Source organism: Streptomyces sp. DSM 40868 (genome assembly GCF_011820545.1).
In the GTDB taxonomy this organism is placed as follows: domain Bacteria; phylum Actinomycetota; class Actinomycetes; order Streptomycetales; family Streptomycetaceae; genus Streptomyces; species Streptomyces eurythermus.
Map to the genome: position 1 here is coordinate 7,758,433 of NZ_CP050504.1, position 21,927 is coordinate 7,780,359.

Below are 21,927 nucleotides of genomic sequence, written 5' to 3' on the forward strand. Positions count from 1 at the left end.
TGCCGTTCCGGGCGCTCAGGGCATGACCCGCGCCAGATAGGGCGCCGTCGCGCTGCCCCGGGCCCGGGACACCTCCTCCGGCGGGCCTTCCGCCACGATACGGCCGCCCCGGTCGCCGCCTCCCGGGCCGAGGTCGATCACCCAGTCGGCGTCCGCGACCACCGTCATGTCGTGCTCGACCACGACGACGGTGTGCCCGGCGTCGACCAGCCCGTGCAGCCGGTCCGTCAGCACCTCCACATCGGCCGGATGGAGTCCGGTCGTCGGCTCGTCCAGCAGATACAGGGTGTGGCCCCGGCGCCCCCGCTGGAGTTCGCTCGCCAGCTTGATCCGCTGCGCCTCCCCGCCGGACAGCTCGGTCGCGGGCTGCCCGAGCCGCAGATAGCCCAGGCCCACGTCGAGCAGGGTGCGCAGGCTCCGGGCGGCGGCCGGGGTGTCCGCGAAGAACTCCGCCGCGGCCTCCACGGTCAGGTCCAGCACCTCGGCGATGGTCCGACCCCGGTACGACACCTCGAGCGTCCCGGGGTTGTAGCGGGCGCCCGCGCAGTCCGGGCAGGGCGCGTAGGCGCTCGGCAGGAACAGCAGCTCCACGCTGACGAACCCCTCGCCCTGGCAGGTCTCGCAGCGCCCCCCGGGCACGTTGAAGGAGAACCGGCCGACCCCGTACCCGCGCGCCCGCGCCTCCTCGGTGCCGGCGAACACCTTCCGTACGACGTCGAACAGGCCCGTGTAGGTGGCCAGGTTGGAGCGCGGGGTGCGCCCGATCGGCTTCTGGTCGACCCGTACCAGCCGGCCCACTCCCGGCAGTTCCTCCGTCAACTCCCCGACGAGCGTGGACTTCCCCGAACCGGAGACACCGGTGACCGCGGTGAACGCGCCGAGCGGGAACCGGGCCCTGACCGCGCGCAGATTGTGCCGGGTCACCGGCCCCACGGTCAGCCAGCCGCGCGGCTCACGGACCTCGCGCGCCGGACCGGGCGACTCGTCGAAGAGGTAGGTGGCCGTCGCCGACCCGGCCACCGAGGCCAGTTCGGCCGGCGGCCCGCTGTACAGCACCCGGCCGCCGTGCTCGCCCGCGCCGGGTCCCACGTCGACCACCCAGTCGGCACCGCGCACCACGTCCAGGTGGTGTTCCACCACGAACACCGAGTTACCGGCCGCCTTGAGCCGCTCCAGCACGGTGAGCAGCGCCTCGGTGTCCGCCGGGTGCAGCCCGGCGGACGGCTCGTCCAGCACGTACACCACGCCGAACAGCCCGGAGCGCAACTGGGTGGCCAGCCGCAGCCGTTGCAGCTCGCCCGGGGACAGCGTGGGGGCGGCCCGGTCCAGGCTGAGGTAGCCGAGGCCCAGCTCGACCACCGGCGCGATCCGGGACTTCAGGTCCGCCGTGAGGACGCGCGCCGTCTCGTCGTCGCCGTCGGGCAGCCCCGCGAGGTCGGTCAGCGGCAGCGCGGCGAGTTCGGCGATGGTCCGGCCGCCGTAGGTCACCGCGAGCGCCTCCGGCCGCAGCCGGCTGCCGCCGCAGACCGGGCAGGGGGTGCTGGTCAGGAACCGCTCCGCCTTCGCCCGCAGGGTGGCCGACTTGGTGTCGGAGAACGTCTTGAGCACATACCGGCGCGCGCTCGTGTACGTGCCCTGGTAGGGCCGTTGGATGCGGTCGGCGTCGCGCACCGGATGGACGGTGACGACCGGCTGCTCGTCGGTGAACAGGATCCAGTGGCGCGCTTCGGCGGGCAGCTCGCGCCAGGGCCGGTCCACGTCGTGGCCGAGCGTGTCCAGGATGTCCCGCAGGTTCTTGCCCTGCCAGGCGCCCGGCCAGGCCGCGATCGCCCCCTCGCGGATGGACAGCGAGGGGTCCGGGACCAGCAACTCCTCGGTGGTGTCGTGGACTTCCCCGAGGCCGTGGCAGCGCGGGCAGGCCCCGGCGGCCGTGTTCGGCGAGAACGCGTCCGAATCCAGCCGCTCGGCGCCCGGAGGATAGCTGCCGGCCCGCGAGAACAGCATCCGCAGCGAGTTGGAGAGATGGGTGACCGTGCCCACCGAGGAGCGTGACGTGGGGGCCGAGCGGCGCTGCTGGAGCGAGACCGCGGGCGGCAGCCCGGTGATCTCGCCGACCTTCGGGGCCCCGACCTGGTGGATCAGCCGGCGTGCGTACGGCGCGACGGACTCGAAGTACCGCCGCTGCGCCTCGGCGTAGACGGTGCCGAACGCCAGCGAGGACTTGCCCGAGCCGGAGACCCCGGTGAACACGGCCAGCACGTCCCGGGGGATGTCCACGTCCACGCCCTTGAGGTTGTGCTCGCGGGCGCCTCGGACGCGGACGTAAGGGTCGTGAGGGGTGTGCATCGGGGGAACTCTATCCGCCCCCGTGCGCCGCTACCGCGGAGGGTTGCCCGGGTCCTGCGGGCGGGTGCCGAACTCGTCCCTCAGCTTGTCCTGCCCGGTGTCGACCTGCGACTGGTACTTGCCGCCGGTGCGCTGGTCCAGGTAGTCGCCGCCCTTGTCGATGCCCTTGTCGGCCGTGCTCTCGTGGCCCTTGATCATCTGCTTGAGCTTGTCCAGCATGGACATGGCAGCCTCCTAGTCGCTGACAGGCTTGCCCTCCCAGGGTCACCGGCCCGCGCCGGAACCGCATCTCGGGGACCTGGGGCTCACCGGCCCGGCGCGAACAGCGCGGCCAGCCGCCGGAAGGAGTCCAGCAGCCCCGCACGGTCGTAGGTGCTGGTCGTCACGAGCACCTCCTGGGCGCCGGTCTCCTTCAGCACCGTCTCCAGCTCGTGCGCGACCTGCTCCGGGGTGCCCGCGATGTGCCCGGCGAGCGCGGACTCGTACAGGTCCCGCTCCTTCGCCGTCATGGTCCGCGCCTCCACGGACTCGGCGGGGGCGAGCGGCGGGAAGGTGCCGTGGGTGCGGGAGTACGCCAGCGACCATGCCTCGGGGACCAGCAGCCGGCGCGCCTCGGCCTCGGTGCCCGCCACCGCGACCGTGCCGGAGATCACCACGTACGGCTCGGCCGCCCAGCGGGACGGGCGGAACAGGGAGCGGTACTGGTCGATGCCGCGCAGCATCTTCTCCCGGCCCCGCAGATCACCGATGACCATGGGCAGGCCCGCGCGGGCCGCGATCCGCGCGCCCTCGCCCAGGGCCAGCACGAACGGCGGCACGGTCAGGCCCTCGGCGGGCCGGGCCCGCACCCCGGTCGGCGAGCCGCCCGTGAACCACTCCAGCAGTTCCGCGAGCTGCGCCGCGAAGTCCTCGGCGTCGCCCTTGTCCCGGCCCAGCGCCTTGCGCACCCCGTCCGTGAAGCCGACCGAGCGGCCGAGCCCCATGTCGACGCGCCCCGGGAACAGCGACTCCAGCACCCCGAACTGCTCGGCGACGACCAGGGACCGGTGGTTGGGCAGCATGACCCCGCCGGTGCCCACCCGGATGGTACGGGTGGCGGCGGCGACCGCGGCGGCGAGCACGGTCGGCGCCGACCCGGCGACCCCGGGCACGCCGTGGTGCTCGGACACCCAGAACCGGTGGTAGCCGAGCGCCTCCGCCTCCCGGGCCAGCGCGACGGTGTCCCGCAGCGCCTCGCCGGGCGGACGGCCCTCGCGGGTGCGCGAGCGGTCGAGGACGGAGAACCGGGTGCGGCTGATCACTGTGCTGCTCACGCACTGTTCAACGCGGGGAGGCGCACAGGATTCCCGGAGGTCCGTGCGGGCGCGCGGGGAACGGCGACTGGCTAGGGTGACCGTGTGACCGACCGCGACAGGCCGCCGATCGCGGTGTTCGACCTCGACAACACGCTGGCCGACACCGCCCACCGCCAGCACTTCCTGGAGCGCCGGCCGCGCGACTGGGCCGCGTTCTTCGCCGCCGCGCCCGCGGACCCGCCGCTCGCCGAGGGCGTGGCGCTGGCCGTGGAGAGCGCCCGCGGCTGCGAGGTCGTCTATCTCACCGGCCGTCCCGAGCGGTACCGCCGGCACACGCTGGACTGGCTCGCGGCGCACGGACTGCCCGAGGGGCGGGTGTTCATGCGGCGCGACGCCGACCGCAGACCGGCCCGCCGCACCAAACTGGAGATCCTGCGCCGGCTCGCCCGGGACCGGGAGATCCGGTTCCTCGTGGACGACGACGAGCTGGTGTGCGACGACGCCGAACGCGCCGGGTTCACCGTCGTACGGGCGCGCTGGGCGAGGAAGTCGGCCGCGGTCGAGGAGGCGCAGGAGCGGGAGGGCCGCACCTGACGCGCGCGGGACGGCTCAGGCGCTGTCCTCGATGCGGAAGCCGACCTTCAGACCCACCTGGTAGTGCTCGATCCGCCCGTTCTCGATCTGGCCGCGGACCTGGGTCACCTCGAACCAGTCCAGGTTGCGCAGCGTCCGGTCGGCTCGGGCGATGCCGTTGCGGATGGCCTGGTCCACCCCCTCGTGCGAGGTGCCGACGATCTCGGTGACCCGGTAGGTGTGGTTCGTCATGCGGGTGCTCCTTACGTGTCACGCCGTACTCCACCGTGCACTATCCGCGCCCGCTCCGCACGGCGTCGCGGGCGTACCGCCCGGTAGCGCTTGACCTCCGCATTGGTACATACCAAAATCCAGCACACCCCGTACGAGCCGCGCGCTCGTCCCCCCACGTCGGGCCCCCTCCACCCTGTCCCAGCACCCCTCGGCACCACTTGCCAGACAGAACAGGACCCTTCGTGAGACGTCGTCTGCTCGCCCTCCTCTGTGTCACCGGCTCCCTCGTCAGCGCTTGCGGGATGCTCCCCGGCGACCACCAGGAGCGGAAGACCGTCACCGTGTGGCTGATGAAGGACAGCGCCTCCAAGGAGTTCCTGCGGCGGTTCACCGAGGACTTCGAGCGCACCCACGACGACCTGCGCCTCGACATCCGCATCCAGGAATGGACCGGCATCGTGGAGAAGGTCCGCGGCGCGCTCAAGGCGCCCTCCGGCGACGGACCGGACGTCATCGAGGTCGGCAACACCCAGGTGCCGCTGTACGCCGACGGCGGCCGGCTGGCGGACCTCACGCTGGAGTCGATGCGGGACTGGGGCAAGGACACCTGGCTGCCCGGCCTCGCCCAGCCCGGCAAGGACGGCAACAAGCAGTACGGCATCCCCTGGTACGCGGCCAACCGGGTCGTCATCTACCGCAAGGACCTGTTCCGGCAGGCCGGCATCACCCGCCCGCCGGGGACCCGCGACGAATGGCTCACCGCCACCGAGAAGCTCAACACCGGCGGGAACCAGGGCATCTACCTCGCGGGCCAGGACTGGTACACGCTCTCCGGGTTCATCTGGGACGAGGGCGGCGAACTCGCCGAGGAGAAGGACCACGAGTGGCGGGGCACCCTGGACAGCCCGGCCGCGCTGCGCGGCATGGACTTCTACCGGCGGCTCCAGGCGCTCGGCGCGGGACCCGTGGACGCCGACGAGGAACACCCGCCCCAGGCCGGGGTGTTCGCCGGCGGCAAGGTCGCGCAGATCATCGCCGTACCCGGGCTCGCCCAGTCGATCGTCCGGCAGAACCCGGACCTGAGGGACAAGCTCGGCTTCTTCCCCGTGCCCGGACCCGCCGCCGGCCGGCCCGGCACCGTCTTCACCGGCGGCTCCGACCTGGTCGTCCCGCGCAACACCGACGACCAGTTCGCCGCGACCACCGTCGTCGGCGCGCTCACCGGCACCAAGTGGGACACCGAGCTGGCCCGCACCATGAACTACGTGCCCAACAAGACCACGCTGGCCGGCGCGGTCGCCGGCGCGGAGGGGGTCGCCGCCATGGCCGCGGGCGCGGCACACGGCCGGGCGACCCCCACCACCCCTCAGTGGGCCGACGTCGAGGCCGACAACCCGATCAAGGAGTACATGACCCGGGTGCTCCAGGGCGGGGACCCGGCGACCGAGGCCCGCCGCGCCTCCCGGAGGATCACCGAGGCGCTCGCCCCCGACGTCGGCTGAGCCGCCGGACCCGGCTCGCCCCCGCTCACCGCGCCACGCTCAGCGACAGCGCGAAGCGGCCCGGCGCGTCCGTCCACCAGTGTGTCAACTCCAGTCCAGCAGCGGCGAGTTCGGTGGTCACCCGCGCCCTGCGGAACTTGGCCGACACCTCGGTGCGCAGCTCCTCGCCCGCCGCGAAGTCCACGGCGAGGTCGAGGGCGGGCACCTTCACGGTCTGGGCGGTACGGGAGCGCAGCCGCATCTCGATCCACTCTTGCCCGGCGTCCCACAGGGCCACGTGCTCGAACGCCTCCGGATCGAAGTCGGCGCCCAGTTCGCGGTTGATCACGGCCAGCACGTTCCGGTTGAACGCGGCCGTCACCCCGGCCGCGTCGTCGTACGCCCGGACCAGCACCCGCTCGTCCTTGACCAGGTCCGTGCCGAGCAGCAGCCCGTCGCCCGGGGCGAGCAGCGCGCGGACGGCGGCCAGGAACCGGGCGCGTTCGGCGGGCAGCAGATTGCCGATCGTCCCGCCGAGGAAGGCCACCAGCCGGGGCCCCGGCGTCGCGGGCAGGGTGAGCGGGGCGGTGAAGTCGGCGATCAGCGCGTGCACATGGAGACCGGGGCGCTCCTCGACGAGCGCCCGCCCGGCCTGCGTGAGCGCGCTCTCGCTGACGTCGACCGGGACGTACGCGGCCAGCGCGGGCAGCGCGTCGATGAGGTGGCGGGTCTTCTCGGAGGAACCCGAGCCCAGTTCGACCAGGGTGCGGGCACCGCTCGCGGCGGCGATCTCCCCGGACCGGGTGGCGAGGATCTCCCGTTCGGCGCGCGTCGGGTAGTACTCGGGCAGCTCGGTGATCCGCTCGAACAGCTCGCTGCCGCGCGCGTCGTAGAACCATTTGGGCGGCAGCCGCTTGGGGGTGGCGGTGAGGCCGCTCAGGACGTCGGCGCGCAGCGCGGCCTCCGTCGCGTCCTCGGGGAGGGTGCGGGTGATGTGCAAGGGGCTCAACTGCAGGGCTCCTTCGAGGGAGTGGCCGCCGGATCCTCCAGCGGGGCGAGGCGCACACCGGCGCGGCTCGCGGTCAGCACGGTGCGGTCGGGGACCTCCCGCCAGAGCGGATCGTCGTCGTACGGCTCGGAGGCGACGACCGCGCTCCGGCCGGGCTCCGCGCGGTACCACAGCGAGTCGCCCCAGGCGGTCGCGGTGATCGTGTCCCCGTCGGTCAGCAGCAGGTTCAGCCGGGACGCCGGGGCCGCCCGGGCCAGTTCGCGCACCGCTTCGCCCAGTGCCCGCCCCGGCGGCTGTCCGGTCCGCAGCCGGTGCAGGACCAGCGCCCAGACGAACGCGGAGTCGGTGCGGGCCTGGAGCGACAGCAGCTCGACCGGGGGCAGCGCGGACACCAGCGGCGCCGCCGCGTCCGGCCAGCCCGCGATCAGCCCGTTGTGGCTGAACAGCCACCGCCCGGCCGCGAACGGCGCCGCCGCGGCCTCGGCGTCCGCCCCCGCCAGCGTCGCGTCCCGCACCGCGGCGAGGACGGCGCCCGAGCGCACCACCCGGGCCAGGTCGGCGAAGGACAGGTCGGCCCAGATCGGCCCGGCCCGCCGGTAGCGGGCCGGCGCCGGGTCCCCGGGCGCGTACCAGCCGACCCCGAACCCGTCGGCGTTGACCGTCCCGTACCGCTGCCGGCGCGGCGCCCACGACTGCCGGTACAGGCCGTGCGGGGGCTCCACGAGCAGCCGGCCGAGCGGCTCCTCGGGCCCCAGATAAGCGAGGTGACGGCACATCAGACGGCCTCCGAACGGGCGGTGCGGAACCCGGAGAAGATCTGCCGGCGCACGGGATAGTCCCAGTTGCGGAACGTGCCCCGGCAGGCCACCGGGTCCACGGCGAAGGAGCCGCCGCGCAGCACCTTGTGGTCGGAGCCGAAGAACACCTCGGAGTACTCCTTGTACGGGAACGCCCGGAACCCCGGGTACGGCAGGAAGTCGCTCGCCGTCCACTCCCACACGTCACCGATCAACTGCCGTACGCCCAGCGGTGACTGACCATCCGGGTAGCTGCCGGCGGGGGCGGGCCGCAGATGCCGCTGGCCGAGGTTGGCGTGCTCGGGCCCGGGGTCGGCGTCGCCCCACGGGTAGCGCCGGGAGCGGCCGGTGACCGGGTCGTGGCGGGCCGCCTTCTCCCACTCCGCCTCGGTGGGCAGCCGGCGTCCGGCCCAGCGGGCGTAGGCGTCCGCCTCGTACCAGCACACGTGCAGCACCGGCTCGTCCGGCGGCACCGGTTCCGTGATCCCGAACCGGCGCCGCAGCCACCGGTCGCCGTCCCGCCGCCAGAACAGCGGGGCGGTGATGCCGTGGCGCCGGATGTGCGCCCACCCCTGCGGGACCCACCAGCGCTCGGTGGTGTAACCGTCGTCCTCGATGAACGCCTGGTAGGCGGCGTTCGTCACCGGGACGGTGTCGATCCAGAACGGGGCCACTTCCCGGGGGTGGGCCGGGCGTTCGTTGTCCAGCGCCCAGGGCTCGGCGGAGGTGCCCATGGTGAACGGGCCGCCGGGTACGAGGACTTCGGCCGGACCGGTGAACGGCGGAGCCGGATCCGGGTCGGGCGCGGTCAGCGCCTGCGAGCCCTTCCTGAGCTGATGGGTGATCAGCATGGTCTCGTCATGCTGCTGTTCGTGCTGGGCGACCATGCCGAAGGCGAATCCGGCCTCGGTCAGCCGGGTGCCGTGGAAGTCCGCCGACGCCAGCAGGTCCAGCGCCCGGCCGCGCACCTCGGCGGCGTACCGGCGGGCCTCGGCGGGCGGCAGCAACGGCAGCGAGGGGCGCTCGGCGCGCGGATGCTCGAAGGCGTCGTACAGACTGTCTATCTCCGGCCGCATCGCCTCCCGGCCGCCGACCGCCCGCAGCAGCCACAACTCCTCCTGGTTGCCGATGTGCGCGAGGTCCCACACCAGCGGGGACATCAGCGGGGAGTGCTGGGCGGTCAGGTCGGGTTCGTCGACACAGGTGGTCAGCAGCGTGGTGCGGGCACGGGCGGTGGTGAGGCAGGCCAGCGCCCGCTCGCGCAGCGCCTCGGTGTCCGTCTCGGTGGTCGTGGTGCCGGTCTCCGGGGCGGTCATGTGCGGATGTCCTTCCTCCCGTGGGCGCGGGTGCCCCCGGGTGGTCCTTCGTCCAGCAGGTCGTCGGCCGGGCAGCGGCCCCGGGCGACATGGCGGTCGCGGAACCCGGCCACGGCGTCGATGACCCGCGTCGTGGCGCCGAGCCGGGGCAGCGCCTCCAGGGCCGCCGCGAAGCAGCCGTCGGCGGCCTCGCGCAGCTCCGGGTCGGCGAGCGCGTGCCGGGCCGCGTCGGCCCACAGCGGATTGTGCGGAGCGGGCCGGTCCAGGGCCCGTTCGGCCAGCGGCTTCACGGTCCGGTAGGCGGTCTCGGCGGCCCCCGGGTCGTCGAACAGCGCGGCCGTCACCGCGAGCGGCACGAGCCACCCGTCCGTGCCGGGCTGCGCGTCGATCATCCGCAGTTCCAGATGGCCGCGCGGCCGGACCGGCGGGAACAGGGTGCTCAGGTGGTAGTCGAGGTCCGCCCGGGTGGGCGGCCGGGGCGACCGGGAACGGGTCCACTCCCGGAAGGTGAGCCCCTCGGGAACCTCCCAGGGGCCGCTGTCCCGGCGGACGCACATCACCGGCGCGTCCAGCGCGTGCCGGGCCCAGGCGGCCCGCGGCTCGCCGTCCAGCGGGGGAGCGCCGGCCCGGCCGGGCCCTATCTCCATCCACATCAGCTGGCGGGTGGACCGCCAGCCGGTGCGCCGCAGGCCGGCCAGCGGGGAGTTGGCGAACGCGGCCACCAGCACCGCGCCCAACTGGTGCGCCAGCCACCAGCGCCGGGTGTGCCCCAGCGGGCCCGGCTCCTCCTGGCCCGCGTCCACACACACCTGGACGGAGGCGGAGGAGCACATCATGCGCCGGCCGGCCGGACCGGTGCGGTCCAGGCAGGTCTCCATGGCGTCGTAGCGGGGCGCGCGCAGGAACCTGCGGGGCGGGTGCCGGGGATCGTGGCCGAGGCCGGCGAGACCGAGGCCGTGCCCGGCCAGAGCGGCCCGTACGGCGTCCAGGTCGGCGGACACGGTGTCGACGCACTCCATCAGGGAGGCGGCGGGCGGCGAGCTCAGCTCCAGCTGGCCGCCGGGTTCGACGGTGAGCGCCGAGGCCAGGGGCAGGGTCCGCACCGTGGCGTAGGCCGCTTCGAGTTGTTCGGGTGTGACCGGGAGCTGTGGCAGCTCCAGGGAGTGGACGAGCCACTCCAGCTCGACACCGAGGGCGCGGGGCGGTCCGGTCTTGAAGCAGATGCCCCGGATCAGGGCCTCCGCCTCGGCCTCGGTGACGGCGGTGCGGTGCTCGGTACAGTCACCGCCGTCGCTCTGTATGTCGGACATGTCGGGATCCTCCTGAGGCTCCAGCATGCCCTCGGCCCATGGCGCAGGCCGAGCGGGCACTCATCCCAGCCAAGACCCTTCGGCGGGCGCGCACAAGAGTGCGGATGCGGACGTTCCGGGCTCGTCCGCAATTCCGTTGCGCCGCATACCAGCATCACCCAGGATGCCTGCATGAGCACGACGGGGGAGACCGCGCGGGACGCGGTCGCGGCGCCTACGGGGGTGGCGCCGTGAGCGCGCGCCTGCGCGGGATCGCCGCGGAGACACAGCGGATCGTGGCCGCGGGCCGGTACCGGGCGCCGGACGGCCGGGAGGTATCGATCGCCGAGGCGGTCGAGGCCGCGCGGGCGGGCACCCGGATCTTCGGCCCCGAACCGGTGCCGGGGGCTTCGGCGTCGGGGCCTTTGGCGTCGGGGCTTTCGGGAGCGGGAGCTTCGGTGACGGGGCCTGCGGGGGCGGTGCCTTCGGGAGCGGGGCCCGGGCGTGGCACGCGGTTCGAGGTCACCGGGGAGAGCAGCCTGGAGGCGGCCCGCCGGCTGGCCGACGCCCCCGTGGCCGTACTGAACTTCGCCTCGGCCCGCAACCCGGGCGGCGGCTACCTCAACGGCGCGCAGGCCCAGGAGGAGGCCCTGTGCCGCGCCTCCGCGCTGCACACCTGCCTGCTGACGGCCCGCGGCTTCTACGACCGCCACCGCGCCGACCGCGACCCGTTCTACACCGACCGGGTGATTCACTCCCCGGGCGTCCCCGTCTTCCGTGACGACCGGGGCCGGCTGCTCGCCGAGCCGTATCACGTGGGGTTCCTGACGGCCGCCGCCCCCAACGCGGGGGTGATCCGGCGTACGGCGCCGGAGCGGGCCGCCGAACTGCCGGGCGCGCTGGCGGTACGGGCGGAACGCGTGCTGGAGACGGCCGCGGCCCATGGCTACCGGCGGCTGGTGCTCGGCGCCTGGGGCTGCGGTGTCTTCCAGAACGACCCGGCTCGGGTCGCGGGCGCCTTCCGGGCGGCCCTGGGCCCCGGGGGCCGGTTCGCGTACACGTTCGACCGTGTGGTCTTCGGCGTGCTGGACCGGACCCCGGGGGCGGTGGTGCGGGAGGCGTTCGTACGGGCGTTTCCCGAGGCGCGGGCAACGTGAAGGGGCGGTGGTTCCGCCGTCAGGTCCAGCCGTAGCACCCGGTCGACGTCCACCCAGGAGTCGCGGCCGGAGCGGTCCCACGGGCCGCCGCCGGTGGCCACCCACTCCCGGTTCCCGTCGTGCCGCCTGCTGGACAGCTGCAGCGCGAGGAACGTGCCCGCCGCCTCCCGGGCCACGACCAGCACCGGGCGGTCCTTGCCCCGGCCGTCGTTCTCCTCGTACGGCACCCAGGTCCACACGATCTCCCCGGGGTCGGGGTCGCCGTCGTGGACCGGGGAGTACTCGGTGCGCACCCGGCCGACCTCGCGCGGGTCGGCCTCGGTGGTGGCGTACGGGCCATGGCGGCCGGGGGTGCTCGCGTCGGTGAACGTCCTCACGCGGGCACCCTGACGGTCCGCGTGACCGGCCTTGCCACGCCGGGGGTTACGGCGTCGCCGTATCGGGGCGCGAGCCGATCCGCATGCCGGGGCGCCGGTTGTGCACGGTCAGGTACGTCAGCCCGGCCGGGCCGGCGGTGATGCCGCGCGCGGAGCCGTGCGGTAGCCAGACCAGGGCACCCTCGGCGAGCGGCTGCGCCGGGTCCGGGGAGCCGTCGCCGAGCAGACCGTCCCCGGCGACGACCAGGACCAGCACGTCCAGCTGCGTCTCGGTGTGGGCCGGTACCCGGCCGCCCGGGGCCAGCCGGACCACGTTCGCGTCGAGTTGCCGCCCGCTCTCGGCCAGCTTCCACAGCACCCCGGCGGGCACCGGCGGCGCCTCGGCCAGCGCGCGGGTCTCGCACAGGACGCGCGGCCGCGTCGCCGGGTGGGCGGCCGGTCCGGTGTCGGTCACGGACGGCGATGTCATCTGGTGTTCCCCTCGGCTCTCGCGTTCCCCCGCTCGCACATCCCGGCCACTCTACAATTAATCCATGTAGGATTCGTGAAAACCGGCCGCGGTGGAGAGGGGTGTCCGGACGTGAGCACGCGGGAGAGTCCGCGCCGCCGGGCGCTGCTGGACGTACTGCGCGCGGCGCCCGCGCCGCTCGGGGTCGCCGAGGCCGCCGAGCGGATGGGACTCCACCCCAACACCGTGCGGTTCCACCTGGACGCACTGGTGGCCGACGGGCTCGTGGAGCGCCGGACCGAGGACCCCTCCGGGCCCGGCCGGCCCCGTACCGTCTACACCGCACGCCCCGGCATGGACCGGGGCGGCCCGCGCGACTACCGGCTGCTGGCCCGCATGCTGCTCAGCCGGTGGACCGTCGCCGACCCGGCCGGGGCGCGCGCGGAGGCCCGGGAGACGGGCCGGACCTGGGGCCGCTATCTGGCGGACCCGCCCGCGCCGGACGAGACACCGACGCCCGAACGGTCGACGGCCCGGCTGCTCGCCCTGCTGGACGGCCTGGGCTTCGCACCGCGAGCCGAAGGTGCCGGCGAGCCCGGCCGGCCCCCGGAACGGATCCGGCTGCGGCACTGCCCCTTCCTGGAACTCGCCGAGGAACAGGGCGGGTTGGTGTGCTCGCTGCATCTGGGCCTGATCCAGGGGGCGTTGGCCCGGATGGAAGCGCCGCTGACGGCCACCGCGCTGGAGCCGTTCGCCGAACCGGACTCCTGTGTCGCCCACTTGGCCGGCGCGTCGGCGGCGCGAGCCTTCTGATCCACGCGCGGAATACGCCGCCCCCGGCGGAGAAAGGCCCGTAACTCTATGAACACCACCTCCGCCGCCACCGCCGGAGCGGTCACCTTCGTCTGGCTCGGGATGGTGCTGGCGATCTCCTTCCTGGAGGCGCCGCTGAAGTTCCGCGCCCCGGGTGTCACGATCCCCGTCGGGCTGGGCATCGGCCGGCTGGTGTTCCGGGCGCTGAACGCCGTGGAGACGGTCCTGGCGGCCGTCGTGATCGTCGCGGTCGCGGTGGGCGGCGCCCCGACCCGGGTCCTGGCGCTGACCGCGGTGGTGGCGGCGCTCCTCGCCGTCCAGCTCGCCGCCGTCCGCCCCGTCCTCAACCGCAGGTCGGACCGGGTGCTCGCGGGCGAGGATCTGCCCCGCTCGCGCAGCCACCTGTGGTACGTGGCACTGGAGATCCTGAAGACCGCCACCCTGATCACCCTGGGCATCGCCCTGTCGGCGACCTGACCGGCAGAACCGGCCGAAACGTGTCCTGACCGGCAGAACAGGCCGCAACGCGTGCTGACCGGCGGGCGCGCCCGCTCCGCCACCAGCCGCCGCCGAACCAGGAAACGGCGGGCCGAGCCGGCGACCGGCACGAAGCCGAGGCACAGCCTCACCCGGCGCCGGAAGCCGCCCAGCCGTCGGTCCACCGGTGCCGGTCCAGTCCCACGGCGTCGAATTCGTCCCCGCCGAGCCTCCTGCGCGCGCCGAGCCGCCGCAGAGCCTGGGAGACGGGACCGACCGGCCGCGAGAACCGCCTCTTCACCGGCGCGTCCAGCGGCCCCAGCACCAATCCCCCGCCCGCCCACACCACGGCACGCTCCTCACCCACACCGCCGAAGTGCTCGGCCTCGACATATGCGAGGGGACCCGCGACGGACCACCCGGCGAGCAACCTCTCGAAGCCCGCCGACAACCGCTGGAACCCCAGAACCTCCGCGCCACCGCCGCCCGCGACGGCGTTCACCAGCTCGTCCGTCATCGGCACCAACGACAACCCCTGCCGAAGACCCACCACCCGAGCCCCCGCGACGTCCCATGCCACCCCACGCAGCAACCCGTCCTCAGCGATCACCGCCTGCAACTCGTAACCCATCCAAGCCCCCTCCGCCCCGAAGGGCCGTCAGGGTGTCGATCCTGTCAGGTAATCGCCGTGCTCCAAGTCCTCGAGCAGCGTCGGGTGGGTGGGGGACCAGCAGAGGAGCTTCCGTGTGTGAGTGCTGGAGACGGGGCCGTCGAAGCCGTAGGCGGTGGCCATGAAGGGGCTCACGCAAGCGGCCCAGGTCTGGATCGACGACCCCTCACAGAACCTGGACGCCCATCTCGTCCGGGGCTTTGACGATCTGCGCGCCCTCTCCGCGACCGTCCCGCCGGTTCAGGAGCCGACACCCTCGCGGTGAGTGGGTGGGGGGGCAGGCCCGGACCGCGTTCGACGCCGGACCGTGGGCGACAAGCTCACGCCACGACCAGGACCAGGGGCACGCGCCGGCACGGGATGAGGCGCAGTCCGCCGTGGGTGCCGGGGCGGGCGGTGCCGAGCAGTTCGCCGAAGTCCGGGCCCCGGGTGAGGGAACCGGCCAGGTGGGCGGCGTCGGCGGAGGCGGCGACCCGGCCGTGGGCGTTCACCAGATGGGCCGGGCGGGGCAGGCCGCGCAGCAGCGGGAGCACGGCCGCCTCGAAGTGCCGCAGATACACGTCGGCCGCCGCCACCCCGGCGAACCGCCCCTGGACACAGACCGGTTCGGACACGGTGAGGCTGTACTCGGCGGAACAGAGGTAGTCCACGTACGGTCCGGCCACGGCCCGGCGCCCGGTGTCGCGGGGCAGCGCGAACCAGTCCCAGTGCGTGTAGTCGGAGTAGGCCGACCGGCCGGGGTCGAGATCGAGCAGGAGCGGCCGTACGACACCGTCCGCGCCGGACTGCCACCACTCCAGCCAGGCGGGCGCGTCGGCCAGCAGCCCGGGGGCCGCGACGAAACCGGCACCGGAGACGATCGCGTCCCGGGCCAGCCGCGCGTGCAGTCCGGGGCGCAGGGCGGCGAGGTCGCGGCTGACCGGCCGGCGCCGCTCGGCGGCCACCCGACGCAGCAGGGCCGTCGACTCGGCGCGGGTGGCGGCGACCGTCTCGAACACGGCCTCCAGCGCACCGCCCACCTGCGCGGCGACCCGTCTCTCCGGTTCCGTGGCGACGGCGGCGAGCCCGGACCTGACGCCCATGGTGTCCTCCAGCCGGCGGGAACCGTCACGCGGCGCGGTCAGAGGGTGAGGCGTACGGCGACGAGCCGCGCCACCGACTCCCTGACGCACCGCTCGGCCAGCGCGCCGGCCGTTTCGTCGGCCCCATCCTGCACCGCGGCGACGACCCGGCGGTGCCGGTCCGCGACTTCTTCACGATATGCGTCCTCGGCGAGGACCAGACAGGGCAGCGCGCCCACCTCGCTCTGCAGGGCGACCTGTTCGCGGGTGAGCCGCGCGGACTGCGCGGCGGCGGCGAGTTCGACATGGAAGCGGCCGTACAGCCGGCCGCGCGCCGCCGCGTCCGCGGCCCGCGCCAACTCCCGTGCCGTACGGCGCAGCGGCTCCAGGTCGGCGGGTCCGGTGCGCTCGGCGGCGAGCCGGGCGGCGGCGCCGGACAGGGCGGCCCAGTGGTCCCCGAGGTCGCGCAGTTCCTCGGTGCTCCAGTCGCGCAGCCGGTCCTTGAGCCGGTCGTCGGCCGGGACGTCGGGCAGCGCGACGAAACTGCCGCCGCCGCGGCCCCGCCGGGTGGTGACCAGCCCCCGTTGCCGCAGGGCCATGAGCGCCTCCCGCAGGGTGACCGTGGACACGCCCAGCTGTCCGGCCAGTTCGCTCTCGCCCGGTAGTTGCTCGCCGTCGGCGAGGAGACCCAGCTCTATGGCGTCGCCGATGCGGCGGACGACCGCGTCGACGCGGGCCCGGGTGTCCACCGGGCTGAAGACGGCCCGGCGGGCGCCGCCGTCTGTCTCGGGCCGGCTCACGTCACCACCTCGCTCGTTGACTGAAGATTTACCCTAACGCCCTCTTGAGACATGACCTATGAGTTCATAGGTTTGCGGTCAACGTCGATGGCGCCAGAAAGGTTCCCGTATGGAGGGAATTGCGATCCGGCTGCAGGGACTGCGGAAGTCGTTCGGCGAGACGGCCGCCGTGGCCGGCGTCGACCTGGAGATACGGGACGGTGAATTCTTCTCACTGCTCGGCCCGTCCGGCTCCGGGAAGACGACCCTGCTGAGGCTGATCGCCGGGTTCGAGACGCCCGACCAGGGCCGGATCGACCTCGCGGGACAGGAGGTCACCGACCTCGCCCCGTACGAGAGGGACGTGCACACCGTCTTCCAGGACTACGCGCTCTTCCCGCACATGACGGTCGAGCAGAACGTCGCCTACGGGCTGCGGGTGCGCAAGGTGCCGAAGGCCGAACGGCTGGCCCGCGCCCGCGAGGCGCTCGCCGAGGTCCGCCTCGAAGGCTACGGCCGGCGGCGGCCCGGCCGGCTCTCCGGCGGACAGCGCCAGCGCGTCGCGCTGGCCCGCGCGCTCGTCGGCCGCCCCCGCGTGCTGCTGCTGGACGAACCGCTCGGCGCCCTCGACCTGAGGCTGCGTCAGCAGATGCAGGCCGAACTCAAGGCGCTCCAGCGGGAGGTGGGCATCACCTTCGTCCTCGTCACCCACGACCAGCAGGAGGCCCTGACCATGAGCGACCGGATCGCCGTCGTCGACGGGGGCCGGATCGCCCAGACCGGCACGCCCGCGGAGATCTACGAGCGCCCGGCGACCGCGTTCGTCGCCTCCTTCGTCGGCGTCTCCAACCTTCTCGACGGCGAGACGGCCCACCGGATCGCAGGCTCCCCGGGCACCTACAGCATCCGCCCGGAGAAGATCCGCGTCCTGAGCGAGTCCGCCGGACCGGACGAGCCGGAACACGCCACCGCCACCGGCACCGTGGCCGAGGTCGTCTACCTCGGGGACGCCACCCGCTTCGTGGTCGACCTGGACGGCGGCGGCCGGCTCACCGCGCTCCAGCAGAACCTGGAGACCTCCTCGGCGGACGTCGCCGCCTACCGCGGTACCCGGGTCCGCCTCCGCTGGCACCACCGGCACGCCGTCCGGCTCCCTTCCTGATCCCCCCACCCCTGGAGAACGCCGTGCGTCTCATCCGTACCCCGCGCGCCGCGGCCTTCTGCGCCGCCGCGCTGCTGCTCACCGCCGCCTGCGGCTCCTCCGGTTCCGGCGGCTCGTCCGCCACCGGCCTCCACCCGCCCGCCCTGAAGGCCCCGGCGGAACTGGGCCGCACCGAGGGGCAGGTCAACCTGATCGCGTGGGCCGGCTATGTGGAGGACGGCTCCAACGATCCGCGCGCCGACTGGGTCGGCGGCTTCGAGAAGCGGACGGGATGCCAGGTCCGTGCCAAGGTCGCCGCCAGCTCCGACGAGATGGTCAAGCTGATGAAGACCGGCGCGTACGACGCCGTCTCCGCCTCCGGTGACGCCTCCCTGCGCCTGATCGCCTCCGGAGACGCGGCCCCCGTCAACACCGGCCTGGTCCCCCACTACAAGGACGTCTTCGACGGACTGAAGAACGGCGCCTGGAACTCCGTGGACGGCCGGATGTACGGGATCCCGCACGGCCGGGGCGCCAACCTGCTGATGTACGACACCGCGAAGGTGACACCGGCGCCCACCTCCTGGTCGGCCGTCTTCGACGACGCCGCCCGGTACAAGGGCCACGTCACCGCGTACGACTCGCCGATCTACATCGCCGACGCGGCCCTGTATCTCAAGTCCCGCCGGCCGGAGTTGGGGATCAAGAACCCGTACGCCCTCGACCGGAAGCAGTTCGACGCTGCCGTGGCGCTGCTGAAACGGCAGAACAAGTACGTCGGCGAGTACTGGGGCGACTACCTGAAGGAGGTCTCGGCCTTCAAGAGCGGCGACTCGGTGATCGGCACGACCTGGCAGGTGATCGCCAACCTCGCCGCCTCCGAGGGCGCGAAGGTCAAGGCGCTCGTGCCGAAGGAGGGTTCGACCGGCTGGTCGGACACCTGGATGGTCTCCAGCAAGGCCAAGCACCCCAACTGCGCCTACAAATGGCTGGACTGGATCGTCTCGCCCAAGGTCAACGCCCAGGTCGCAGAGTACTTCGGCGAGGCACCGGCCAACTCCCGGGCCTGCGCCGAGACCACCGACAAGAACTTCTGCGCGGTCTACCACGCCGCCGACGAGGACTACTGGAAGAAGATCGCCTTCTGGAACACGCCCATCGAACAGTGCCTGGACGGCCGCCGGGGCGTGACCTGCGTACCGTACGCCGAGTGGGTCCGCGCCTGGACCGAGATCAAGGGCTGAGCCGTGCGGACCGAAGCAGGGCGGTACCCCGGCCGGCGGCTCGCCGCGATCCTGCGCCGCCGGCCCCGGCTGCGGCTGACCCTCCTGCTCACCGCCCCGCTGCTTTGGCTCACCGTCCTCTACCTCGGCTCGCTGGAGGCCTTGTTCGTCTCCGCGTTCTGGACGACCGACTCCTTCACCTCCCAGGTGGTGAGGGTCTGGTCGACGGACAACTTCCACGCGCTGCTGACCACCCCCGTCCACCGCCAAGTGGTGCTGCGCAGCATCGCGGTGGCCCTCGCGGTGACCGCCCTGTGCGCGGTGCTCGCCTTCCCGGTCGCCTTCTACACCGCCCGGGTGGCCCCGCCGCGCCGGCGCCCGCTGCTGGTGGCGGCGATCCTCACGCCGCTGTGGGCGAGTTACCTCGTCAAGGTGTACGCCTGGCGGCTGATCCTGTCCGAGGGCGGGCTCGCCGACTGGATGCTCGCCCCGTTCGGACTGCGCGGCCCCGGCTACGGGCTGCCCGCCACGGTGCTCACGCTGACGTACCTGTGGCTGCCGTACATGATCCTGCCGCTGCACACCGCGCTCGAACAGGTCCCGGACGGGCTGCTCGACGCGTCCGCCGACCTCGGGGCGCGGCCCGGCCGCACCTTCCGCTCGGTCGTGCTGCCCCTGGTGCTGCCGTCCGCCGCCGCCGGTTCCGTCTTCACCTTCTCGCTCAGCCTCGGCGACTACATCACCGTGCAGATCGTGGGCGGCAAGACCCAGCTCATCGGCAACCTCGTGTACTCCCACATCGACCTCGACCTGCCCATGGCCGCCGCGCTCGGCACCGTGCCCGTCGCCGTGATCGTCCTGTATCTGCTGGCGATCCGCCGTACCGGTGCCCTCGACAACCTGTAGGAAGGAGCGCCATGCGTCTCGGCCGCACCGCGCGGATCGCCCTGCGGACCGCCGCCGGGCTCGGCTTCGCGGTGATCTACGTCCCGCTGGTGCTGGTCCTGCTCAACTCCCTGAACCCCGACCGCAGCGCGGGCTGGCCGCCGCCCGGACTGACCGGGCGCTGGTGGTCGGCGGCGGCGCACAACCCCGGTGTCCGGCAGGCGCTGTGGGTCTCGGTGAAGGCGGGGCTCGGCGCCACGGCCATCGCGCTGGTGCTCGGCACGCTCCTGGCCTTCGCCGTGGCCCGGTACCGCTTCTTCGGCCGGGACACGGTGTCCTTCCTCGTGGTCCTGCCGATCGCGCTGCCCGGCATCGTCACGGGCATCGCGCTGAACTCGGCCTTCGGCACGGTGCTTCAGCCGCTCGGGGTGGGCCTCGGGCTGTTCACCGTGATCGTCGGGCACGCCACGTTCTGTGTCATCGTCATCTTCAACAACGTGGTGGCGCGGCTGCGCCGTACGTCCGGTTCGTACGAGGAGGCGGCCCAGGACCTCGGCGCGAGCGGCCTGAGGGCCTTCGTGGACGTCACGTTCCCGCTCGTGCGCTCCGCCCTCCTGGCGGGTGCCCTGCTCGCTTTCGCACTGTCCTTCGACGAGATCGTGGTCACCACGTTCACCGCGGGACCGGGCATCCAGACCCTCCCACTGTGGATCTACGACAACATGGCCCGGCCACGGCAGGCACCGGTGGTGAACGTCGTGGCCGCGGTCCTGGTCCTGCTGTCGGTGATCCCGGTCTACCTCGCCCAACGGCTGTCCGCGGACACGGCGACGTCGAGCCGCGTCTAGCGCCTCTTGCAAGCAGTTCCTCGGGGCGGGGATGAATGTGGTGGCAGCCGCCGGCGCAGCCGCCGTCGGGCTGGGCGTGGTATTCGTCGGCGGCAAGATCGCTGGAGCGAGCGAGGACGGTTGAACGATGCGCTGCACGGCGCTGTCGTCCGAGGAAGAAGCGGCGGATCCCGGAGGCGGCAACCGCTCCCGCGGTGGATGATCCGTCCCGCTCGCACGCCGTCCTCTCAGCGAAGCACCTTCACCATCAGACGTTCCCTGGTCACCCCGTCGGACAGCAGGTCTCCGAGTTCACCCGTGTCGACGAAACCGTTGCGCTGATACAGCGCGAGAGCGGGCTCGTTGTCCGGTAGGACCGCGAGCTTCAGAGTCGTGGCACCCCTCTGCCGGGCCCACCCCTCGACTGCCGCTGTCAACTGGTCCCCGACGCTGCGGCCCCGCGCCTGGGGGCTGACCCACACCGACCTCAGTTCGCAGGCGCCGCCGTCCCCGGGAAGGCCGGCGGCCATTCCCACGGCTCGGCCGTCCAGCAACGCGACGATGCTGTAGGTCTCGGGCATGGCCAAGCGCTCACGCCACCGCTCCTCCCCACCGTTGTGCCAGTCCGCGAGCCCGGCCTTGAAGGCGTGAGGTGCCTCGCTCAGCGCGGCCAGGCGAACCTCTCGCCACAGTGGCCAGTCACTGATCGTGAGAACCCGCAGGTGCACCATGACCACGAGTCTGCCGCGACACTCGTGCGGCAGTCCACGGGCAGTCCGCGACACCCAGGACGGCTGTGCCGCCGTGATCACACCAGCCACCGCACGATCCTCACACGCACCCCGCCGGCCGCCGGCGCGCTGATCACTTGCTGGACAGGCGGAGATCTCCGGACCACGTATCGCTCCCGCTGCCGACCGTCGACACCTGGACGAGCCCCAGCTCCGCCATGTCGTATCCCTCGGAAGGCACGACGACTCCACGATCAGGCACCAGTCGGAGCCGGCCGTCACGTGGGTGGCACCCACGCAGCCTCGCGCTCGCACGTTTTTGCGGGACAGCCCTCAGGGCGAACAGGGCGGGGGCCGAAGCCGTGCCGGCTTCGGCCCCCGGTGCGTGGACGGCTCAGGCGGCGGAGCCGACGTTGCCGTGCAGGCGGGCCACGACCTCGGTCAGCTGGGCGGCGACCTCGGCGTCGTCGGACGGGTGGGTCTCGGCGAAGCGGGTGACGGAACCCGGGATGGACAGCTTGATGTCCTCTATCACCTTGCCGCCGGCGATGCCCACGGCCTTGCGGGTGTCGTCCTGGGCCCAGACGCCGCCGTACTGGCCGAAGGCGGTGCCGACCACGGCGACGGGCTTGCCGCCGAAGGCGCCGGCGCCGTACGGGCGGGACAGCCAGTCGATGGCGTTCTTCAGCACGGCCGGGATGGTGCCGTTGTACTCGGGGGAGAACAGCAGGAAGGCGTCGGCGGCCTGGGCGGCCTCGCGCAGCTTGACGGCGGCGGCCGGCACGCTGCCCTCCACGTCGATGTCCTCGTTGTAGAACGGGACCTCGGCCAGGCCCTCGAAGAGCTCGACCTCGGCGCCCTCCGGCGCGAGCTTCACGGCCGCCTCGGCGAGCTGGCGGTTGTGCGAACCGGCGCGAAGGCTGCCGACGAGCGCGAGGATGCGAACAGACATGGGAACTCCAAGGGGCTGAAACATCGCTGTGACGATCCGGACCGAA

The 21,927-nt window shown here is 73.3% G+C and carries 24 protein-coding genes and 1 pseudogene; 10 read left to right on the forward strand and 15 right to left on the reverse strand.

Annotated features, from left to right (window positions below):
- Positions 1 to 15 precede the first annotated feature (15 nt).
- The 3 genes from HB370_RS34950 to HB370_RS34960 form a co-directional block, all read right to left on the reverse strand.
- On the reverse strand, positions 16 to 2,346 hold the full coding sequence (locus HB370_RS34950; protein ID WP_030780426.1) for an excinuclease ABC subunit UvrA: 2,331 nt from the start codon (positions 2,344 to 2,346) through the stop codon (positions 16 to 18).
- 30 nt (positions 2,347 to 2,376) lie between these two features.
- A complete protein-coding gene (locus HB370_RS34955; RefSeq protein WP_030780424.1) occupies positions 2,377 to 2,571 on the reverse strand; it encodes an antitoxin in 195 nt (64 codons plus the stop codon).
- An 80-nt stretch (positions 2,572 to 2,651) separates the two neighbouring features.
- Positions 2,652 to 3,659: an LLM class flavin-dependent oxidoreductase gene (locus HB370_RS34960; RefSeq protein ID WP_030780422.1), complete on the reverse strand. Its 1,008-nt coding sequence runs from the start codon at positions 3,657 to 3,659 to the stop codon at positions 2,652 to 2,654.
- 84 nt (positions 3,660 to 3,743) lie between these two features.
- Here HB370_RS34960 and HB370_RS34965 point away from each other — a divergent pair, with 84 nt between their 5' ends.
- A complete protein-coding gene (locus HB370_RS34965) occupies positions 3,744 to 4,235 on the forward strand; it encodes an HAD family acid phosphatase (protein ID WP_030780419.1) in 492 nt (163 codons plus the stop codon).
- 15 nt (positions 4,236 to 4,250) lie between these two features.
- On the opposite strand, the gene HB370_RS34970 is transcribed toward HB370_RS34965, so the two are convergent.
- The gene (locus HB370_RS34970; RefSeq protein ID WP_030780416.1) at positions 4,251 to 4,466 is read right to left on the reverse strand and encodes a dodecin; all 216 of its coding nucleotides are present in this window, start codon (positions 4,464 to 4,466) and stop codon (positions 4,251 to 4,253) included.
- A 224-nt stretch (positions 4,467 to 4,690) separates the two neighbouring features.
- On the opposite strand from HB370_RS34970, the gene HB370_RS34975 reads away from it, so the two are divergent.
- Complete coding sequence (locus HB370_RS34975; protein WP_030780413.1) at positions 4,691 to 5,950, forward strand: extracellular solute-binding protein; 1,260 nt, start codon at positions 4,691 to 4,693, stop codon at positions 5,948 to 5,950.
- A 25-nt stretch (positions 5,951 to 5,975) separates the two neighbouring features.
- Here the strand turns inward: HB370_RS34975 and egtD are convergent, their stop codons facing one another.
- The 4 genes from egtD to egtA are packed head-to-tail and all read right to left on the reverse strand — an operon-like array spanning position 5,976 to position 10,361.
- A complete protein-coding gene (gene egtD / locus HB370_RS34980) occupies positions 5,976 to 6,938 on the reverse strand; it encodes an L-histidine N(alpha)-methyltransferase (RefSeq protein WP_030780410.1) in 963 nt (320 codons plus the stop codon).
- Complete coding sequence (gene egtC, locus HB370_RS34985) at positions 6,935 to 7,714, reverse strand: ergothioneine biosynthesis protein EgtC (protein ID WP_030780407.1); 780 nt, start codon at positions 7,712 to 7,714, stop codon at positions 6,935 to 6,937. Before egtC ends, egtD begins: the two co-directional genes overlap by 4 nt.
- On the reverse strand, positions 7,714 to 9,051 hold the full coding sequence (gene egtB, locus HB370_RS34990; RefSeq protein WP_030780405.1) for an ergothioneine biosynthesis protein EgtB: 1,338 nt from the start codon (positions 9,049 to 9,051) through the stop codon (positions 7,714 to 7,716). The genes egtC and egtB overlap by 1 nt, the downstream gene beginning before the upstream one ends.
- Positions 9,048 to 10,361: an ergothioneine biosynthesis glutamate--cysteine ligase EgtA gene (gene egtA, locus HB370_RS34995; RefSeq protein ID WP_030780403.1), complete on the reverse strand. Its 1,314-nt coding sequence runs from the start codon at positions 10,359 to 10,361 to the stop codon at positions 9,048 to 9,050. Before egtA ends, egtB begins: the two co-directional genes overlap by 4 nt.
- 230 nt (positions 10,362 to 10,591) lie before the next feature.
- Between egtA and HB370_RS35000 the strand changes: the two genes are divergently transcribed.
- The gene (locus tag HB370_RS35000; RefSeq protein ID WP_030780401.1) at positions 10,592 to 11,497 is read left to right on the forward strand and encodes a TIGR02452 family protein; all 906 of its coding nucleotides are present in this window, start codon (positions 10,592 to 10,594) and stop codon (positions 11,495 to 11,497) included.
- A gap of 26 nt (positions 11,498 to 11,523) precedes the next feature.
- Here the strand turns inward: HB370_RS35000 and HB370_RS35005 are convergent.
- Positions 11,524 to 11,874: pseudogene (locus HB370_RS35005) on the reverse strand (type II toxin-antitoxin system PemK/MazF family toxin); the annotation flags it as partial.
- Between the two features lie 46 nt (positions 11,875 to 11,920).
- The gene (locus tag HB370_RS35010) at positions 11,921 to 12,343 is read right to left on the reverse strand and encodes a hypothetical protein (RefSeq protein ID WP_030780395.1); all 423 of its coding nucleotides are present in this window, start codon (positions 12,341 to 12,343) and stop codon (positions 11,921 to 11,923) included.
- A 111-nt stretch (positions 12,344 to 12,454) separates the two neighbouring features.
- On the opposite strand from HB370_RS35010, the gene HB370_RS35015 reads away from it, so the two are divergent.
- Positions 12,455 to 13,135: a helix-turn-helix domain-containing protein gene (locus HB370_RS35015; RefSeq protein ID WP_030780392.1), complete on the forward strand. Its 681-nt coding sequence runs from the start codon at positions 12,455 to 12,457 to the stop codon at positions 13,133 to 13,135.
- Positions 13,136 to 13,183: 48 nt separating this feature from the next.
- The gene (locus tag HB370_RS35020) at positions 13,184 to 13,612 is read left to right on the forward strand and encodes a hypothetical protein (protein WP_030780389.1); all 429 of its coding nucleotides are present in this window, start codon (positions 13,184 to 13,186) and stop codon (positions 13,610 to 13,612) included.
- Between the two features lie 148 nt (positions 13,613 to 13,760).
- On the opposite strand, the gene HB370_RS35025 is transcribed toward HB370_RS35020, so the two are convergent.
- Positions 13,761 to 14,129 (reverse strand): hypothetical protein, encoded by a 369-nt coding sequence (locus tag HB370_RS35025; RefSeq protein WP_208974470.1) that lies wholly within the window; start codon positions 14,127 to 14,129, stop codon positions 13,761 to 13,763.
- Between the two features lie 274 nt (positions 14,130 to 14,403).
- Here HB370_RS35025 and HB370_RS35030 point away from each other — a divergent pair, with 274 nt between their 5' ends.
- Positions 14,404 to 14,547 carry a hypothetical protein gene (locus HB370_RS35030; protein ID WP_244405751.1) on the forward strand — a complete coding sequence of 48 codons (144 nt, stop codon included), beginning with the start codon at positions 14,404 to 14,406 and terminating at the stop codon, positions 14,545 to 14,547.
- 55 nt (positions 14,548 to 14,602) lie between these two features.
- Here HB370_RS35030 and HB370_RS35035 read toward each other — a convergent pair whose 3' ends face one another.
- Positions 14,603 to 15,364, reverse strand: a complete 762-nt coding sequence (locus HB370_RS35035) for a cache domain-containing protein (RefSeq protein WP_030780385.1) — start codon at positions 15,362 to 15,364, stop codon at positions 14,603 to 14,605.
- Positions 15,365 to 15,402: 38 nt separating this feature from the next.
- On the reverse strand, positions 15,403 to 16,143 hold the full coding sequence (locus tag HB370_RS35040) for a GntR family transcriptional regulator (RefSeq protein ID WP_030780382.1): 741 nt from the start codon (positions 16,141 to 16,143) through the stop codon (positions 15,403 to 15,405).
- A gap of 109 nt (positions 16,144 to 16,252) precedes the next feature.
- On the opposite strand from HB370_RS35040, the gene HB370_RS35045 reads away from it, so the two are divergent.
- Genes HB370_RS35045 through HB370_RS35060 form a run of 4 tightly spaced genes read left to right on the forward strand, consistent with a single transcriptional unit; the run spans position 16,253 to position 20,219 of the window.
- Positions 16,253 to 17,284, forward strand: a complete 1,032-nt coding sequence (locus HB370_RS35045; protein ID WP_030780379.1) for an ABC transporter ATP-binding protein — start codon at positions 16,253 to 16,255, stop codon at positions 17,282 to 17,284.
- Between the two features lie 23 nt (positions 17,285 to 17,307).
- Positions 17,308 to 18,507 (forward strand): ABC transporter substrate-binding protein, encoded by a 1,200-nt coding sequence (locus HB370_RS35050; RefSeq protein WP_030780376.1) that lies wholly within the window; start codon positions 17,308 to 17,310, stop codon positions 18,505 to 18,507.
- A 3-nt stretch (positions 18,508 to 18,510) separates the two neighbouring features.
- The gene (locus HB370_RS35055; RefSeq protein WP_030780373.1) at positions 18,511 to 19,392 is read left to right on the forward strand and encodes an ABC transporter permease; all 882 of its coding nucleotides are present in this window, start codon (positions 18,511 to 18,513) and stop codon (positions 19,390 to 19,392) included.
- 11 nt (positions 19,393 to 19,403) lie between these two features.
- Positions 19,404 to 20,219 carry an ABC transporter permease gene (locus HB370_RS35060; RefSeq protein ID WP_030780370.1) on the forward strand — a complete coding sequence of 272 codons (816 nt, stop codon included), beginning with the start codon at positions 19,404 to 19,406 and terminating at the stop codon, positions 20,217 to 20,219.
- 227 nt (positions 20,220 to 20,446) lie between these two features.
- Here HB370_RS35060 and HB370_RS35065 read toward each other — a convergent pair whose 3' ends face one another.
- Positions 20,447 to 20,929 (reverse strand): GNAT family N-acetyltransferase, encoded by a 483-nt coding sequence (locus HB370_RS35065; protein WP_030780367.1) that lies wholly within the window; start codon positions 20,927 to 20,929, stop codon positions 20,447 to 20,449.
- Positions 20,930 to 21,323: 394 nt separating this feature from the next.
- Positions 21,324 to 21,881 carry an NAD(P)H-dependent oxidoreductase gene (locus HB370_RS35070; protein WP_030607201.1) on the reverse strand — a complete coding sequence of 186 codons (558 nt, stop codon included), beginning with the start codon at positions 21,879 to 21,881 and terminating at the stop codon, positions 21,324 to 21,326.
- Positions 21,882 to 21,927: the final 46 nt, after the last annotated feature.

Coding starts and splice junctions, on each gene's coding strand:
- HB370_RS34950 (WP_030780426.1), bottom strand. CDS start 2,346: ATGCACACCCCTCACGACCCTTACGTCCGCGTCCGAGGCGCCCGCGAG.
- egtB (WP_030780405.1), bottom strand. CDS start 9,051: ATGACCGCCCCGGAGACCGGCACCACGACCACCGAGACGGACACCGAG.
- HB370_RS35070 (WP_030607201.1), bottom strand. CDS start 21,881: ATGTCTGTTCGCATCCTCGCGCTCGTCGGCAGCCTTCGCGCCGGTTCG.
- HB370_RS35045 (WP_030780379.1), top strand. CDS start 16,253: ATGGAGGGAATTGCGATCCGGCTGCAGGGACTGCGGAAGTCGTTCGGC.
- HB370_RS34970 (WP_030780416.1), bottom strand. CDS start 4,466: ATGACGAACCACACCTACCGGGTCACCGAGATCGTCGGCACCTCGCAC.
- HB370_RS35025 (WP_208974470.1), bottom strand. CDS start 14,129: ATGACGGACGAGCTGGTGAACGCCGTCGCGGGCGGCGGTGGCGCGGAG.
- HB370_RS35020 (WP_030780389.1), top strand. CDS start 13,184: ATGAACACCACCTCCGCCGCCACCGCCGGAGCGGTCACCTTCGTCTGG.
- HB370_RS35060 (WP_030780370.1), top strand. CDS start 19,404: ATGCGTCTCGGCCGCACCGCGCGGATCGCCCTGCGGACCGCCGCCGGG.
- egtC (WP_030780407.1), bottom strand. CDS start 7,714: ATGTGCCGTCACCTCGCTTATCTGGGGCCCGAGGAGCCGCTCGGCCGG.
- HB370_RS35065 (WP_030780367.1), bottom strand. CDS start 20,929: ATGGTGCACCTGCGGGTTCTCACGATCAGTGACTGGCCACTGTGGCGA.
- HB370_RS35030 (WP_244405751.1), top strand. CDS start 14,404: ATGAAGGGGCTCACGCAAGCGGCCCAGGTCTGGATCGACGACCCCTCA.
- HB370_RS35010 (WP_030780395.1), bottom strand. CDS start 12,343: ATGACATCGCCGTCCGTGACCGACACCGGACCGGCCGCCCACCCGGCG.
- egtA (WP_030780403.1), bottom strand. CDS start 10,361: ATGTCCGACATACAGAGCGACGGCGGTGACTGTACCGAGCACCGCACC.
- HB370_RS34955 (WP_030780424.1), bottom strand. CDS start 2,571: ATGTCCATGCTGGACAAGCTCAAGCAGATGATCAAGGGCCACGAGAGC.
- HB370_RS35035 (WP_030780385.1), bottom strand. CDS start 15,364: ATGGGCGTCAGGTCCGGGCTCGCCGCCGTCGCCACGGAACCGGAGAGA.